Raw genomic sequence first — 14,969 nt, 5'->3', positions numbered from 1 at the left:
ATATTATAAGCTAATTCCTTGAATTTCTATATACTTCTCTAACTTGCGTTTTACCCGTTGCAATGCGTTATCAATTGACTTAACGTGCCGATTAAGCTCTTCGGAAATTTCTTGATACGATCGACCTTCTAGATAAAGAAGAAGTACTTTTCTCTCTAAATCGCTAAGTAATTCGGTCATTTTCCCTTCAATATGATCAAATTCTTCACGGTTAATAATTAATTCTTCTGGATTAGTCATTTTCGTTCCAGAAAGAACGTCCATTAGCGTGCGAGCACAGTCGTCTTCATAAATCGGCTTGTCCAACGAAACATAGCAATTCAATGGAATATGTTTTTGGCGCGTAGCCATCTTAATTGCTGTAATCATTTGTCGTGTAATACATAGTTCCGCAAATGCTTTGAACGACGATTGTTTCTCCTCTTTAAAATCCCTAATTGCTTTATACAGTCCAATCATTCCTTCTTGCACGATATCTTCGCGATCTGCACCGACTAAAAAGTATGAACGTGCCTTCGCGCGAACAAAATTTTTATACTTATGAATTAAATAATCAAGTGCCTCACTATCCCCCTGATGCACAAGCTCGACAATCATTTCATCTTCCAATTGTTCGTAGCGATTTTGTTGCTTGTCATTTGCGCTCACGCCGATCCCCCCGCCCTGCACATGGATAAAAGTATTATACAGTACATTTTTTTACAGGGTCAATCGTTCATTTTTCCCCTCTTCGCCATTTTTCGAAAATTTTTGCGACTTCATCTGTGAGAGGAATTTTTGAAACTGGTTTTTTTTGTTGAATGTGCTGAACGTTTTTTGAAATATGATGCTGCACCGCATCCACTTCAATAAGTAGCTCCCGAGCCGATTTGCGCAACGCGCCTTGACCGAAAATCGCCCATTGTTCCGTATAATCTGACGTAGCAACATACACTTTCGTCCGAACTCGCTGAAGCGACTTTGCCAATTTTTCAATATGCTCATCTGCTGTTTCATTTTCTTTCGTAAAAATGACTTCTACTTGGTGATCAACATATTTTTTTGTTGCTCCTTGTACGAGGTGTGCGTCAAAAACGATAATTACTTTACAGCCGGTAAATGCTTGATATTCCGCCATTTTCTCTACGAGCCGATCGCGCGCTAAAGCTAAGTCGGTATCACGTAGTTTTCGCAATTCCGGCCAAGCACCGATGATGTTGTAACCATCAACGATTAAAATATCCATGTTATTCACCTAGTGGATGACGCTTTCGGTACACCTCATACATTAACAAACTAGCCGCAACAGAGGCATTTAACGATGTCACATGACCAATCATTGGCAAACGAACGAGTACATCACATTTATCTCGCAATAAACGACTCATTCCCTTCCCTTCACTTCCAATAACTAGTGCCAAAGGAATCACGCCATCTAGTTGACGATAGTCTTGTTCTCCTTTTGCATCTGTTCCAAAAATCCAAATGCCTCGTTCTTTTAATTCATCTACCGTTCGAGCTAAGTTCGTTACGCGCGCAACAGGAATGTATTCGATCGCACCAGTCGAAGCTTTCGCTACCGTTGCGGTTAAGCCAACTGCACGACGTTTCGGAATAATTATGCCATGCGCCCCTACTGCGTCAGCCGTGCGCATAATAGAACCTAAGTTGTGCGGATCCTCAAGCTCGTCCAAAATAATAAAGAATGGAGCTTCTCCACGTTCCTCCGCTTTTTTAAATAAATCATCTATGTCATAGTATCGATATGCGGCAACTTGCGCAATGACCCCTTGATGATTTCTTGCACTCAATTGATCCATCTTTTTTTTAGGGACATATTGCACCATAATCCCCATATCCTTTGCAAGCTGAATAATCGGTTGCATTTGACCGCGTTGTGAACCTTCAGCAACCCATATTTTATTGATTTCCCGTCCGGATTTTAATGCTTCAAATACCGGATTTTTACCGATGATAAGATCCATCGCTATACCTTCCTTTCCGCTTCATGACGATGTACATCTAACGCCCATTGCATCAACTGGTTGAGCCGCTCCTCATTTCCACTTAAAAAATGGTAGCCAATTAACGCCTCAAACCCAGTGCTTTGACGATATGTTTGTACATCTGTGTTTTTCGGCGTGCTCCCTGATTTCGCATTACGTCCACGTCGAACGATAGCGAGTTCATGTTCCGAAAGGTGATTATGGCTGAGCAGCCATTGTAACACATTCGCCTGCGCTTTAGCACAAACATATGTTTTTGCTAAGTTGTGTAAATCATTCGGTTTTACTTTTCCTAAGGCGAGAAGGTGATGCCGGACGAATAGTTCGTATACGGCATCACCGATATAAGCTAATGTTAAACCGTTTAACTGTTGGAAGTCTTTAATCTTGTTAAACAAATGCAACATCGTTTTATCCTCTTCTCCATCTCGTTCCTTGCGGTGTATCTTCTAAAATGATGTTTTTCGCTTTCAGCTCATCCCGAATGCGATCAGCTAACGCAAAATCGCGGTTTTTTCTCGCTTCAATTCTTTGTTGAATGAGCGCTTCAATTTCTTCATCAAGCAACTCGTCTTGTTGTAACGAAAGACCGAGCACATCAAAAAATTGCTCAAATTGTTGTAAAAACATTTGAATGACAGTTTGTGATGTATGTTTCTCCAACAAATATATGTTCGCTTGTTTCGCTAGCTCAAATAGCACAGCAATCCCGTTCGCTGTATTAAAATCATCATCCATTTCGCGAATAAACTCGTTTCTCAATTGCTCAATTTTCGCAAGCCATTGTTCATCGTTTGTCGTTAAATTTGTGCTGCTTTGCAAGCGATGCTTGACATTGGCATACGCCGTCTTCAAACGCTCTAATCCACTTTTCGCACTTTCAAGCAAAGATTGACTATAATTGATCGGATGGCGATAATGGACAGAAAGCATAAAGAAACGTAACACTTGTGGATCAACTTGCTTAATAATGTCATGGACTAAAATAAAATTCCCTAGCGACTTTGACATTTTTTCGTTTTCAATATTAATATAGCCGTTGTGCAACCAATATTTCGCAAAAGGTTTGCCCGTTAGCGCCTCGGATTGAGCAATTTCATTTTCATGGTGCGGAAACGTTAAATCTTGTCCACCAGCATGTATATCGATCGTATCCCCCAAATATTTTCGTGCCATCGCTGAGCACTCAATATGCCAGCCCGGGCGCCCCTTGCCCCACGGACTATCCCAGTAAATTTCACCTTCTTTTGCCGCTTTCCATAGCGCAAAATCAAGCGGATCTTCTTTTTTCTCTCCGACTTCAATACGAGCTCCCGACTTTAATTCATCGATGGACTGATGTGATAATTTACCGTAGTCGGAGAAACGGCGGGTGCGATAATATACGTCACCTTCAACTTCATACGCGTACCCTTTTTCAATTAACTGTTCAATAAATTGAATGATTGTATCAATGTTTTCTGTCACACGTGGGTGAACGTCTGCCTTCTTGCAGCCAAGCGCTGTAATATCTTCAAAATAAGCTTCAATAAACCGTTCAGCAATGCTCGGCACATCTTCCCCTAATTCCCTCGCTGCGCGAATCAATTTATCGTCTACGTCCGTAAAATTAGAGACATATTGAACTTCATAACCACGAAATTGTAAATAGCGGCGAATCGTATCAAACACGATAGCCGGACGGGCGTTACCGATATGAATATAGTTATATACCGTTGGACCGCACACGTACATTTTCACTTTGTTTGGCTCTAGTGGAATGAATGGCTCCTTTTTCCGCGTTAACGTATTATATACTTGAATGCTCATGGTTCACCGTTCCTTTCTTTAGTTCTTGTACTTGTGCTTTTAGTTGTGCAATTTCTGCTTCTAACTCTTTGAAACGATCCGCAATTGGATCCGGCAAATCACAATGATTTAAATCTTTGTTAACACGTACGCCGTTTTGCACAACGACCCGTCCTGGAATCCCAACAACCGTTGAGTTTGGCGGTACATCTTTCAACACGACAGAGCCAGCCCCAATCTTACAATTTTCTCCAATTGTGATCGAACCAAGTACCTTTGCTCCAGTAGCAATTAAGCAGTTATCTTTAATTGTTGGGTGACGTTTTCCTTTTTCTTTTCCCGTTCCACCGAGTGTTACCCCTTGATATACCGTCACGTTATCACCGATCTCGCACGTCTCCCCGATGACAACCCCCATGCCATGATCGATGAAAAAACGACGACCGATTTTCGCTCCTGGATGAATTTCGATGCCGGTAAAGAAGCGGCTAATTTGTGAGATCAAACGAGCTAAAAAATAAAATTTCCGCTTGTAAAGTGCGTGCGCAATGCGATGTGCCCAAATAGCGTGCAAGCCTGAATACGTTAAAATAACTTCTAAATAGCTTCTCGCCGCTGGGTCTTGTTCAAAAATAACCTCAATGTCTTCTTTTAATGTCTTAAACATCTTGTTCCCCCCTTTGTCATCTGTCCAATAAAAAACGTCCCTGTGTACAATGACACAGAGACGCTTTATCGCGCGGTTCCACTCTGTTTAGCCTAAAAGGCCCCCTCTTGCCCTTATAACGGAAGGGAATCCGCTCCATTCTACTGCAGAACGTCTCTGGTTCGAAAGGAGGCTCGGAGGTGCATTTCAAAAGAATCAAGCATAAACCACTTCCAGCCAAGGTGGTTCTCTCTGGCATGCTGCATTCTTTCTACTTCTCCTCTTCAACGCTTTCGTCTATATGACTTATACCTATTTTATTACATAAGCAAAGAAATGTTAACCGATGAGTTTTGCTAATCGGGACATTACCGTTTCTTTTCCGAGCAAACGAATCGCCTCTGGAAGTTCCGGACCGTGCGTTTGTCCTGTTACAGCCACACGAATCGGCATAAACAAGTTTTTCCCTTTTTGTCCTGTCTCTTTTTGTACCGCTTTAATCGCAGCCTTAACTTGCTCACTATTAAACGTTGCAAGCTGTTCGATTTGCTCGTAAAATGCTTTCAATACATGTGGCACTTGTTCACCGGCCAAAACTGCTTTCGCTTCTTCATCATATTCAATATCTTTTTTAAAGAAAAGCTCTGATAGCTCTACAATTTCAGCACCATAGCTCATTTGCTCTTGGTATAACGCAATTAAATCACGAGCCCACTGCTTTTGCTCATTTGTCATTTGTTCTGGCAAGCGCCCAGCCTGAATTAAATGAGGGAGTGACAATTCAACGAGACGATCTAAATCAAGCTTTTTAATATATTGGTTGTTCATCCACGTCAACTTTTGCTTATCAAACATCGATGGAGATTTTGATAAGCGGGAAACATCGAACATGCGGATAAGTTCTTCTTTTGTGAAAATCTCCTCTTCTCCTTCTGGTGACCAACCTAATAACGCAAAGAAGTTGAACATCGCTTCTGGCAAATAACCAAGCTCTTTATACTGCGAAACGAATTGAATAATCGATTCATCACGTTTGGACAATTTTTTACGATTTTCATTTACGATTAGCGTCAAATGCGCATATTTTGGTGGCTCCCAACCGAAATATTCATACACCATCAACTGTTTTGGCGTGTTTGATAAATGCTCTTCACCACGGAATACATGTGTAATTTTCATTAAATGGTCATCAATGACGACAGCGAAGTTATACGTTGGGATACCATTTGCTTTCACGATGACCCAATCTCCAATATCTCTTGATTCAAAAGAAACACGGCCACGCACCATATCTTCAAATTCGTACACTTTCCCTTCCGGCACTTTTAGACGGATCGTGTATGGTTTACCTTCCGCTTCTAGCTGCTGAATTTGTTCTGGCGTTAAATGACGGCATTTGCCACTATATTGTGGGGCAGCAATACCAGCTGCTTTTTGTGCCTCACGCTCCTGCTCTAGTTCCTCGGGCGTACAAAAACATTTGTAAGCATATCCTTTTTCTAGCAATTCATTTGTATATTGACGATATATGTGCAGACGCTCTGTTTGACGATAAGGTCCGTAGCCACCATCTTTATCTATAGATTCGTCATATTCAATACCGAGCCATTTCAAATTTTCAAGTTGCGACTGTTCGCCGCCTTCTACATTCCGTTCAATATCTGTATCTTCAATACGAACGATAAATTTTCCACGATGATGGCGAGCGAATAAATAATTAAATAATGCTGTGCGCGCACCGCCAATATGTAAATGACCAGTCGGACTCGGTGCGTAGCGCACCCTTACTTCCTGTGACATGTCATGACCTCCATCTACCTAATTTCTGTACCTCATTGTACCGTAAACCGCCTACAAAATCCATCATTCATTATTCTTTTGTAGTAAAACGACGGCCTGGGCAGCTATTCCTTCTTCTCTTCCTGTAAAACCAAGCTTTTCTGTTGTCGTTGCCTTCACGTTTACTTGTGAAACGTTCCCTTCTAACAACTCAGCAATTCGCTCCTGCATATTTGCAATATACGGTGCCATTTTTGGTTTTTGGGCAATAATTGTACAGTCCACATTAACAAGTTTGTATCCATGTTGGCGCACAATGCTCCATACATGTTGCAAAAGAAGTGCTGAATCTGCATCTTTGTATGCTTCATCTGTGTCGGGAAAATGCTTACCGATATCCCCTTGACCAATAGCCCCTAAACAAGCATCAGCAATCGCATGCAACAATACGTCTGCATCCGAATGTCCGAGCAATCCTTTTTCATACGGAATCGTTACCCCACCAATAATAAGCGGACGCCCTTCAGCAAACTGATGGACATCAAACCCTTGTCCAATTCGATACATCATTGATCTCCTCTCGTACGTAAAATGGCTTCTGCAAATAATAAGTCTTCTTTTGTTGTCAGTTTAATATTCGTATATTCACCTTCGACAATAGCAACTCGATGACCGATCCGCTCGACAAGGCTCGCATCATCTGTCCCGATAAACTGTTCTTCTTTCGCCTGTTCATGGGCATGGCGAATTAACGGCACGGAAAAAGCTTGTGGTGTTTGTACAGCCCACAAGCTCGATCGATCGACCGTTTTTTCAATTTGGCCATCGACCACCTTTTTCATCGTATCTTTTACAGGAACAGCTAACACGGCCGCCCCTGTCTTTTCCGTTACTTGAACGAGTTCATGAATTTTTTTAATTGTAACAAACGGGCGAGCACCATCGTGAATGAGTATGATGCCCGTATCGCCCACCGCTTTCAATCCATTGTAAACACTTTGTTGTCGTTCTTCCCCTCCGGGAACTATTGATGTCACTTTTTTTATTTCAAAACGATGGAGCAGACGAACAAACTGTTCACGTTCTTGATCATTAACGACCAACACAATGTTTTGGCATAAAACATCCCGTTCAAATACACGTAACGTATGAATGATAACTGGCATTCCTTCAAGATCGATAAATTGTTTGTTCATTCCTGCATTCATTCGTTTGCCTTGACCAGCTGCCGGTATAATGACAGAATAGTTCATTTCCCTATCTCCTAACAGCTCATAATGCTTTTTCGAGTAGCTTTAATTTGGCGAAAATCATTCTTCCTGCTGAAGTTTGTAAGACGCTTGTCACAAGTACATCGACCCGTTTTCCGATATAATCTTTCCCGTCTTCAACAACGATCATCGTTCCGTCATCTAAATAGGCAACACCTTGGTTTTGTTCTTTTCCATCTTTAATCACATGAACATTTAATTCTTCCCCTGGAAGAACGATCGGTTTGACGGCGTTTGCTAAGTCGTTAATGTTTAACACCGGAACATTTTGCAACTCACATACTTTATTTAAGTTAAAATCATTTGTCACGACAATCCCTGACGTAAGTTGCGCCAATTTTACGAGCTTGCTATCAACTTCTTGAATTCCTTCAAAATCACCTTCATATATCTCAACGTTAATGGCTAATTCTTTTTGAATTCGATTTAAGATATCTAGCCCTCTTCGTCCGCGATTTCTCTTGAGGGCATCAGAAGAATCAGCGATATGTTGTAATTCTTCTAACACAAAGCGCGGAATGACAATCGTCCCTTCCAAGAAACCCGTTTGGCAAATGTCAGCGATCCGTCCGTCAATAATGACACTCGTATCTAAAATTTTTAACGACTTTCCTTTTTTCTCTTCTTCCTCGCTCCCTTTTTTCTTTCCGCTTCTGTTCGTTAAAGAAAATAAGTTCATTAACTCATCTCGCTTTTTGAACCCAACTTGAAAACCTAGGTAACCTAACAATAGCGTAAGAAAAATGGGCAACATCGTATTAACAAAAGGAATTTGAATAGAATTCAACGGAATGACGACTAAAAAGGCAACAATGAGCCCAAAAATGAGACCGAGACTCCCAAACAACAAGTCCGTCACAGGTGCTTTAACTAGCGTTTCTTCCATCCAATGAATGAGTCCAACCACATGATCGACTAACCAAAACGTGAGAAGGAATACGATGATCGCACCAACTGGGGCCGCTACATATGGACTATCGATATAAGGAAGATCGTTAAGGTGCAACAATTTCAACAAAGTAGGAAAGAAAATAATTCCCAGCATTCCCCCAGTAATTAAAAAGGATGCTTGCACAATTCGTTTTAACACGTTTTTTCACCTCCCCTATTACATTATAAACAGTTTCCAATGTTTGAAACCAATATGAGCATCATTTTTAATCATTTTTTAATCGTTTTGTTAAAATATTGGCCGATTTTTCCCTTCTCCTAACGAGTAATACAACGCTTCTTCTACATCGGCCACACCAATGACTTCAACACTTTCTGGCATGTTCCATCCACCGATGTTACTTTTCGGAATAATAATGCGCTGAAAACCAAGCTTAACTGCCTCTTGCACACGCTGTTCAATCCGAGACACGCGGCGAACTTCCCCTGTCAATCCAACTTCCCCAATGACAACATCCGTATGATTTGTCGGTTGATCGCGAAAGCTTGAGACGATGCTTACAGCGATCGCTAGGTCAATAGCAGGTTCGTCCAGCTTGATGCCACCAGCTACTTTTAAATACGCATCTTGGTTTTGAAGAAGCAAGCCTACCCGTTTTTCTAATACAGCCATCAGCAAAGAAACACGATTATGATCAATGCCTGTTGCCATACGACGCGGCGTTCCGAAGCTAGTCGGTGACACTAATGCTTGAATTTCGACTAATACCGGCCTTGTACCTTCCATGGAAGCGACAACGGTAGAGCCGGATGCACCTTTAGAACGCTCTTCTAAAAAAATTTCTGATGGGTTTTTTACTTCTGTGAGTCCTGTTTCTTTCATCTCAAAAATGCCGATTTCATTTGTAGAGCCAAACCGGTTTTTTACCGCCCGTAAAATGCGGTACGTATGATGTCGTTCTCCCTCAAAATATAATACAGTGTCAACCATATGTTCAAGAATGCGCGGTCCTGCAAGCGCCCCTTCTTTCGTCACATGTCCGACAATGAAAATAGCAACTCCTTTCGTTTTAGCTATTCGCATCAGCTCCGCTGTACATTCACGAACTTGTGAGACACTTCCCGGGGCTGATGTAATCTCCGAACGATATATCGTCTGAATCGAGTCAATGACGACAAACGCAGGCTTCATCTCATCCACCGTTTGAATAATATGCTCTAAATTCGTTTCAGATAAAACATATAAATGGTCGGCCGTCACATGCAACCGTTCAGCACGAAGCTTCGTTTGTTTGACGGATTCTTCCCCGGAAATATATAGCACAGCATGTTCATCGTTTGCGAGCTGGGCGCAAATTTGCAATAACAATGTCGATTTCCCAATGCCAGGGTCGCCCCCGATCAAAACGAGGGAACCGCGAACAATTCCGCCCCCTAACACGCGATTGAACTCTGTAAACTTTGTGTCAATTCTTGGCTCTTGCGTTGTCTCTACCGTAGTAATGGATACAGGTTTCGCTAATACCCCTTCTGTATGCACAAATAACGCACGATGATGGGGTTTTACAATTTCCGTTTCCTCCACCATAGCATTCCATGAATGACATCCCGGACATTTCCCCATCCATTTCGCTGTTTCGTACCCACAATGTTGACAAACAAATTTCGTTTTCCGTTTAACCATTGCTCCATTCCTTTCATCATGAAAAACAAGGTATGCACGTAAGCATACCTTGTTTTGTTATTTTACTGTCTCGTTTGTTAGTACAACAAACTGACCTTCTTTTACATCCATGACGACTTTTTGCCCGCTACTAATCGTTCCTTTTAACAATTCTTCAGATAAACGATCTTCGACATGTTTTTGAATCGCTCGGCGCAACGGACGAGCTCCATATTCTAAGTCATATCCTTCTTCCGCTAATTTTTCAATCGCTGCATCTGTTAATTCTAAATCAATTTGTTGTTCTTGTAGTCGTTTTTTCAGTTGTTCGACCATCAATGATACAATTTCTTTTAAATGTTTTTTCTCAAGTGAGTGGAAGACGATAATCTCATCAATTCGGTTTAAAAACTCTGGACGGAATGCCTTTTTCAACTCGTCCATTACTTTTCCCTTCATATCTTTGTACTGCTGACTCTCATCTTGTACATTAAAACCAACGTATTTATTTCTCTTAAGGGCGTCAGCACCGACGTTTGATGTCATAATGATAATTGTATTTCGGAAATCAACCGTCCGTCCTTTAGAGTCTGTCAAGCGTCCATCTTCTAATACTTGTAACAAAATATTAAACACATCTGGATGCGCCTTTTCGATCTCATCTAATAAAATGACAGAATACGGTTTCCGGCGAACTTTTTCTGTCAATTGTCCGCCTTCCTCATAGCCAACATATCCTGGAGGAGAACCAACAAGGCGAGACGTTGAATGTTTCTCCATATATTCGGACATGTCGATGCGGATCATTGCATCTTCGTCACCAAACATCGCTTCAGCAAGCGCTCTTGCCAACTCTGTCTTTCCTACACCTGTCGGTCCAAGGAAAATAAATGAACCGATTGGGCGCTTCGGATCTTTTAACCCTGCTCGAGCACGACGAACAGCCCTTGCAACAGCTTTAACTGCTTCTTCTTGTCCGATTACACGAGAATGCAAAATTTCCTCTAACTTCAACAACCGCTCTGTCTCTGTTTGAGCCAGTTTAGAAACTGGAATTCCGGTCCAACTTGACACGACGGCTGCAATATCTTCTACAGTCACTTCAGAGTTTTCTTGACCTTGCTTTTCTTTCCATGCCCGTTTCGTTTCCTCAAGTTGTTCGCGCAATTTTTGTTCGGCATCTCGCAACGATGCTGCTTTTTCAAATTCTTGACTTTGCACAGCAGCATCTTTTTCTTTACGAATTTCCTCCAGTTTTTGTTCAAGTTCTTTTAAATTTGGTGGTGTCGTGAATGAACGTAAGCGCACTTTCGAACAAGCTTCATCAATTAAATCAATCGCCTTATCTGGTAAAAATCGATCCGAAATGTAACGATCCGAAAGCTTTACTGCCTGCTCAATTGCCTCATCTGAAATAGAAACACGATGGTGCGCCTCATAACGATCCCGCAATCCTTTTAAAATTTGAATCGATTCCTCAACAGTTGGTTCACCCACATGAATTGGCTGGAAGCGTCTTTCTAACGCCGCATCTTTTTCGATATATTTCCGATATTCATCTAACGTTGTAGCTCCAATGCATTGTAACTCTCCTCGAGCAAGAGAAGGTTTTAAAATATTTGATGCATCAATAGCTCCTTCCGCACCACCTGCTCCGATGAGCGTATGCAATTCGTCAATAAATAAAATGATGTTGCCAGCTTGACGAATTTCATCCATCACTTTTTTCAAACGATCTTCAAACTCGCCCCGATATTTTGTTCCAGCAACGACCGTACCCATGTCAAGCGTCATTACACGCTTATCACGAAGCGTTTCAGGCACTTCATTATTAACGATTTGTTGAGCTAGTCCCTCGGCAATTGCTGTTTTTCCTACACCCGGTTCTCCAATTAAAACAGGATTATTTTTCGTTCTGCGACTTAACACTTCGATGACACGTTGAATTTCTTTACTTCTCCCGATCACAGGGTCTAAACCGCCTTCACGTGCAATCGCTGTTAAATCACGCGCCAAACTATCTAGCGTCGGCGTATTGGCGTGAGCTGTCCCCCCATGATGCCCAGAGGCAGATTCGTTGCTTCCTAGCAGTTGAAGCACTTGTTGACGAGCCTTATTTAAGCTTACACCTAAATTGTTTAAAACACGCGCCGCTACACCTTCTCCTTCACGAATGAGACCGAGTAAAATGTGTTCTGTTCCTACATAAGAATGGCCAAGCTTCCTAGCTTCATCCATAGAAAGCTCAATCACCTTTTTGGCACGTGGTGTATAGTGAATCGTTTGCCCTACTTCGTTTCCACGTCCAATTAGTGACTCTACTTCTTTCTGAATTTTGTCTGGCCCTAATCCGAGCGCCATGAGCGCTTTCGCAGCAATCCCTTCACCCTCTCGAATAAGACCGAGTAAAATGTGCTCTGTCCCAATATTGTTATGTCCTAATCGAACTGCTTCCTCTTGCGCTAATGCTAGCACTTTTTGTGCTCGCTCTGTAAAACGTCCAAACATCATTTTGATCAACCCCCTCTAATTTAACTTAATTGGCATAATCGTTCACGAATGAGCGATGCACGACGAACATCTCGCTCCTGCGGACGCATTGCACCGCCTGCATATTTTTGTAAAAATCCAGGCTGTGTCAAAATCATAAGCTCTGTTAAAATTGTTTTTGGCACGTTTGTAATATATCCTAGATCAATGCCTAATCGCACATCGGATAAACATTGTGCTGCCTCTTTTGAACCGATGATTCGGCTGTTCGTTAAAACACCGTAAGAACGATATACCCTATCTTCTAATTGTATGTTAGAAGTTTTTACTAATGCCTCACGAGCCATTCGCTCTTGCTCAATTAATTGTCGAACAACTCCAGTTAAATCCTCGACAATATCTTCCTCACTTTTTCCTAATGTAATTTGGTTAGAAATCTGAAAAATATTACCTAAAGCCTCACTACCTTCTCCGTACGTACCGCGCACAACTAAACCGAGTTGATTAATTGCTGGAATGATTTGGTTCATTTGTTGTGTTAATACAAGTCCTGGTAAATGCATCATGACAGATGCTCGTAATCCCGTCCCGACATTCGTCGGGCAGCTTGTTAAATAGCCGTATTTTTCGTCGTAGGCATAATCTACATGCTGTTCAATCCAATCGTCTAAGGCGCTTGCCATTTTCAATGCTTCTTTTAATTGGAAGCCTGCAAATAAACATTGAATGCGAACATGGTCTTCCTCATTAATCATGATACTAGCTTCTTCCTGTTCAGATAATAAACATGCACCAAACGTGCAATCTTCAGCTAAATGAGGGCTAATTAAATGCTTTTCAACTAATACTCGCTTTTCAATTGATTGTAATTCGTTCATTTTCAATAAGAAAAAAGGTCCGATATGCCCATAGCTTTTTTGCGAAAATAACCGTTCAAATAGTTCAATAATTGCGATTGCTTCTTCGTTTGTAAATACGGTTGGAAACGAATATTGTTTCATATTTCTTGCTAGACGAATTCGACTGCTTAACACAATATCGGAATCTGGCCCTTCTTCACTCATCCATGGGCTAAGAGCGCGCTGAAAAAATAATTGTTTACTCATGTGAAGCGCCCCCTTCTGCCTTTAATTTTGTTTCAAGTTCCCGAATTTGATCACGAACTTCGGCTGCTTTTTCAAATTGTTCCTTAACAATTAGATCTTGTAACACGTGCTTTAGCTGTCCAATTTGTTTACGGATATATAGTGTGCCGCCGACCCGCTTCGGAATCTTTCCTTCATGAGCCACATGGCCGCCATGTAGTCTTCGAAAAACAGGTGGTAAATAATGAGCAAATGTTTCGTAACAATTCGCACAACCAAAACGTCCAACTTTCACAAACTGAGCATACGTCATTTTACACCGTTCGCATTGTAATACATGCTCGCTATGGAAAGATGGCGCTTTCTGTTCTTTTAATGACGCATCCATATTTAACAGTCCAGCAATTAAATTATTAATTGAAAAAGCGCCTTGATGCGGGAACATAAACATTTCACCTTTTTCATGAGCGCACTGCTCACAAAGATGTATTTCTGTTTTTTCCCCATTCACAATTTTAGTGAAATGAAGCGTTGCTGGTCGCTGATTACACTCTTGGCATATCAAAGTATTCACCCTCTCTACATGTACTTTAACGATGTCAACATCGCTTTCAATATGCGCGCACGCAGTTCATCACGATGAGGAAGATCAATAGATAAGACGGCGCGATCAATAACGCTTAACATCATATTCGCCTCTCGCTCTGAAATTACCTTTTCATCTAGCAATCGTTGAATGATATGTTCGCCGTGCGTTTGGCTAATTCGCTCTTGAACAAGTGACAGTAGATGATCAATAAGTTGTGAAGCGCTCTGGGCTTTCACTTTCATAATGCGAATATAACCACCACCGCCACGCTTGCTTTCAACAATATATCCTCTCTCTAGTGTAAAACGTGTATTAATGACATAGTTAATTTGCGAAGGAACACACTGAAATTTGTCTGCAATTTCACTTCGTTTAATCTCAACGATATCTTTTCCGCTCATATTTAGCACTTGTTTTAAATATTGCTCAATGACATCAGAGATATTCCTCACATAATCCCTCCTCTGCCAGTTGACTTTGACTATATTTGACTTTAACTTTAATATACACGGAATTCTTCAAAAATGCAAGGGTTCCCTTCCTACACTACTATATATTTTACCCATTGTATTCGTTCAATAAAACAAAAAGACCAAGACAAATTTAGTCTTGGTCTTTTCTTGCCCGGCAACGTCCTACTCTCGCAGGCGGTGTCCCGCCAACTACCATCGGCGCTGGAGAGCTTAACTTCCGTGTTCGGGATGGGAACGGGTGTGACCTCTCCGCCATCGTCACCGAGCAATCATATAGAAGGATGATTCCTTCAAAACTAGATAACAGGT

15 protein-coding genes, 1 rRNA gene and 1 other annotated feature are annotated in these 14,969 nt (G+C 41.5%); all 16 genes read right to left on the bottom strand.

Annotated features, from left to right (window positions below):
* Nucleotides 1–3 precede the first annotated feature (3 nt).
* Nucleotides 4–654, bottom strand: a complete 651-nt coding sequence (sigH, locus tag BM213_RS05365) for an RNA polymerase sporulation sigma factor SigH (RefSeq protein WP_091701831.1) — start codon at nucleotides 652–654, stop codon at nucleotides 4–6.
* 61 nt (nucleotides 655–715) lie between these two features.
* Nucleotides 716–1,225, bottom strand: a complete 510-nt coding sequence (locus tag BM213_RS05360; RefSeq protein ID WP_003397638.1) for an NYN domain-containing protein — start codon at nucleotides 1,223–1,225, stop codon at nucleotides 716–718.
* 1 nt (nucleotide 1,226) lies between these two features.
* Nucleotides 1,227–1,964, bottom strand: coding sequence for a 23S rRNA (guanosine(2251)-2'-O)-methyltransferase RlmB (gene rlmB / locus BM213_RS05355; protein WP_091701761.1), 738 nt, complete (start codon nucleotides 1,962–1,964; stop codon nucleotides 1,227–1,229).
* A gap of 2 nt (nucleotides 1,965–1,966) precedes the next feature.
* Nucleotides 1,967–2,392 carry a Mini-ribonuclease 3 gene (locus BM213_RS05350; RefSeq protein ID WP_091701758.1) on the bottom strand — a complete coding sequence of 142 codons (426 nt, stop codon included), beginning with the start codon at nucleotides 2,390–2,392 and terminating at the stop codon, nucleotides 1,967–1,969.
* Nucleotides 2,393–2,396: 4 nt separating this feature from the next.
* A complete protein-coding gene (gene cysS, locus BM213_RS05345; RefSeq protein ID WP_091701755.1) occupies nucleotides 2,397–3,794 on the bottom strand; it encodes a cysteine--tRNA ligase in 1,398 nt (465 codons plus the stop codon).
* Nucleotides 3,775–4,440 (bottom strand): serine O-acetyltransferase, encoded by a 666-nt coding sequence (gene cysE, locus BM213_RS05340; RefSeq protein WP_003397631.1) that lies wholly within the window; start codon nucleotides 4,438–4,440, stop codon nucleotides 3,775–3,777. The genes cysS and cysE overlap by 20 nt, the downstream gene beginning before the upstream one ends.
* Nucleotides 4,441–4,493: 53 nt before the next feature.
* Nucleotides 4,494–4,716: a binding site (T-box leader), on the bottom strand.
* A gap of 42 nt (nucleotides 4,717–4,758) precedes the next feature.
* Nucleotides 4,759–6,219, bottom strand: a complete 1,461-nt coding sequence (gene gltX / locus BM213_RS05335) for a glutamate--tRNA ligase (protein WP_091701753.1) — start codon at nucleotides 6,217–6,219, stop codon at nucleotides 4,759–4,761.
* Between the two features lie 63 nt (nucleotides 6,220–6,282).
* Complete coding sequence (ispF, locus tag BM213_RS05330; protein WP_091701750.1) at nucleotides 6,283–6,765, bottom strand: 2-C-methyl-D-erythritol 2,4-cyclodiphosphate synthase; 483 nt, start codon at nucleotides 6,763–6,765, stop codon at nucleotides 6,283–6,285.
* Complete coding sequence (gene ispD / locus BM213_RS05325) at nucleotides 6,765–7,451, bottom strand: 2-C-methyl-D-erythritol 4-phosphate cytidylyltransferase (RefSeq protein WP_091701747.1); 687 nt, start codon at nucleotides 7,449–7,451, stop codon at nucleotides 6,765–6,767. The genes ispF and ispD overlap by 1 nt, the downstream gene beginning before the upstream one ends.
* A 19-nt stretch (nucleotides 7,452–7,470) precedes the next feature.
* Nucleotides 7,471–8,559, bottom strand: coding sequence for a PIN/TRAM domain-containing protein (locus tag BM213_RS05320; protein WP_091701744.1), 1,089 nt, complete (start codon nucleotides 8,557–8,559; stop codon nucleotides 7,471–7,473).
* Between the two features lie 90 nt (nucleotides 8,560–8,649).
* On the bottom strand, nucleotides 8,650–10,044 hold the full coding sequence (gene radA, locus BM213_RS05315) for a DNA repair protein RadA (RefSeq protein ID WP_091701741.1): 1,395 nt from the start codon (nucleotides 10,042–10,044) through the stop codon (nucleotides 8,650–8,652).
* 57 nt (nucleotides 10,045–10,101) lie between these two features.
* Entirely contained in the window at nucleotides 10,102–12,534 is a 2,433-nt protein-coding gene (gene clpC, locus BM213_RS05310) for an ATP-dependent protease ATP-binding subunit ClpC (RefSeq protein WP_091701738.1), read from the bottom strand.
* Between the two features lie 20 nt (nucleotides 12,535–12,554).
* On the bottom strand, nucleotides 12,555–13,619 hold the full coding sequence (mcsB, locus tag BM213_RS05305; protein WP_091701735.1) for a protein-arginine kinase McsB: 1,065 nt from the start codon (nucleotides 13,617–13,619) through the stop codon (nucleotides 12,555–12,557).
* Nucleotides 13,612–14,163, bottom strand: coding sequence for a protein-arginine kinase activator protein McsA (mcsA, locus tag BM213_RS05300; protein WP_091701732.1), 552 nt, complete (start codon nucleotides 14,161–14,163; stop codon nucleotides 13,612–13,614). Before mcsA ends, mcsB begins: the two co-directional genes overlap by 8 nt.
* Nucleotides 14,164–14,177: 14 nt before the next feature.
* On the bottom strand, nucleotides 14,178–14,588 hold the full coding sequence (locus BM213_RS05295) for a CtsR family transcriptional regulator (RefSeq protein ID WP_370627990.1): 411 nt from the start codon (nucleotides 14,586–14,588) through the stop codon (nucleotides 14,178–14,180).
* Between the two features lie 221 nt (nucleotides 14,589–14,809).
* Nucleotides 14,810–14,926, bottom strand: a 5S ribosomal RNA gene (rrf, locus tag BM213_RS05290).
* Nucleotides 14,927–14,969 lie beyond the last annotated feature (43 nt).

Source organism: Anoxybacillus pushchinoensis, assembly GCF_900111795.1.
Lineage (GTDB): Bacteria > Bacillota > Bacilli > Bacillales > Anoxybacillaceae > Anoxybacillus > Anoxybacillus pushchinoensis.
The sequence above is the reverse complement of the archived record's forward strand: the minus strand, read 5'-3'. Positions and strand labels throughout refer to the sequence as shown.

What these genes read in the sequence shown, in the direction of transcription:
- ispF (WP_091701750.1), bottom strand. Translation starts at nt 6,765, where the DNA reads ATGTATCGAATTGGACAAGGGTTTGATGTCCATCAGTTTGCTGAAGGG.
- ispD (WP_091701747.1), bottom strand. Translation starts at nt 7,451, where the DNA reads ATGAACTATTCTGTCATTATACCGGCAGCTGGTCAAGGCAAACGAATG.
- BM213_RS05360 (WP_003397638.1), bottom strand. Translation starts at nt 1,225, where the DNA reads ATGGATATTTTAATCGTTGATGGTTACAACATCATCGGTGCTTGGCCG.
- radA (WP_091701741.1), bottom strand. Translation starts at nt 10,044, where the DNA reads ATGGTTAAACGGAAAACGAAATTTGTTTGTCAACATTGTGGGTACGAA.
- mcsB (WP_091701735.1), bottom strand. Translation starts at nt 13,619, where the DNA reads ATGAGTAAACAATTATTTTTTCAGCGCGCTCTTAGCCCATGGATGAGT.
- BM213_RS05295 (WP_370627990.1), bottom strand. Translation starts at nt 14,588, where the DNA reads ATGAGCGGAAAAGATATCGTTGAGATTAAACGAAGTGAAATTGCAGAC.
- cysS (WP_091701755.1), bottom strand. Translation starts at nt 3,794, where the DNA reads ATGAGCATTCAAGTATATAATACGTTAACGCGGAAAAAGGAGCCATTC.
- cysE (WP_003397631.1), bottom strand. Translation starts at nt 4,440, where the DNA reads ATGTTTAAGACATTAAAAGAAGACATTGAGGTTATTTTTGAACAAGAC.
- BM213_RS05350 (WP_091701758.1), bottom strand. Translation starts at nt 2,392, where the DNA reads ATGTTGCATTTGTTTAACAAGATTAAAGACTTCCAACAGTTAAACGGT.
- gltX (WP_091701753.1), bottom strand. Translation starts at nt 6,219, where the DNA reads ATGTCACAGGAAGTAAGGGTGCGCTACGCACCGAGTCCGACTGGTCAT.
- clpC (WP_091701738.1), bottom strand. Translation starts at nt 12,534, where the DNA reads ATGATGTTTGGACGTTTTACAGAGCGAGCACAAAAAGTGCTAGCATTA.
- rlmB (WP_091701761.1), bottom strand. Translation starts at nt 1,964, where the DNA reads ATGGATCTTATCATCGGTAAAAATCCGGTATTTGAAGCATTAAAATCC.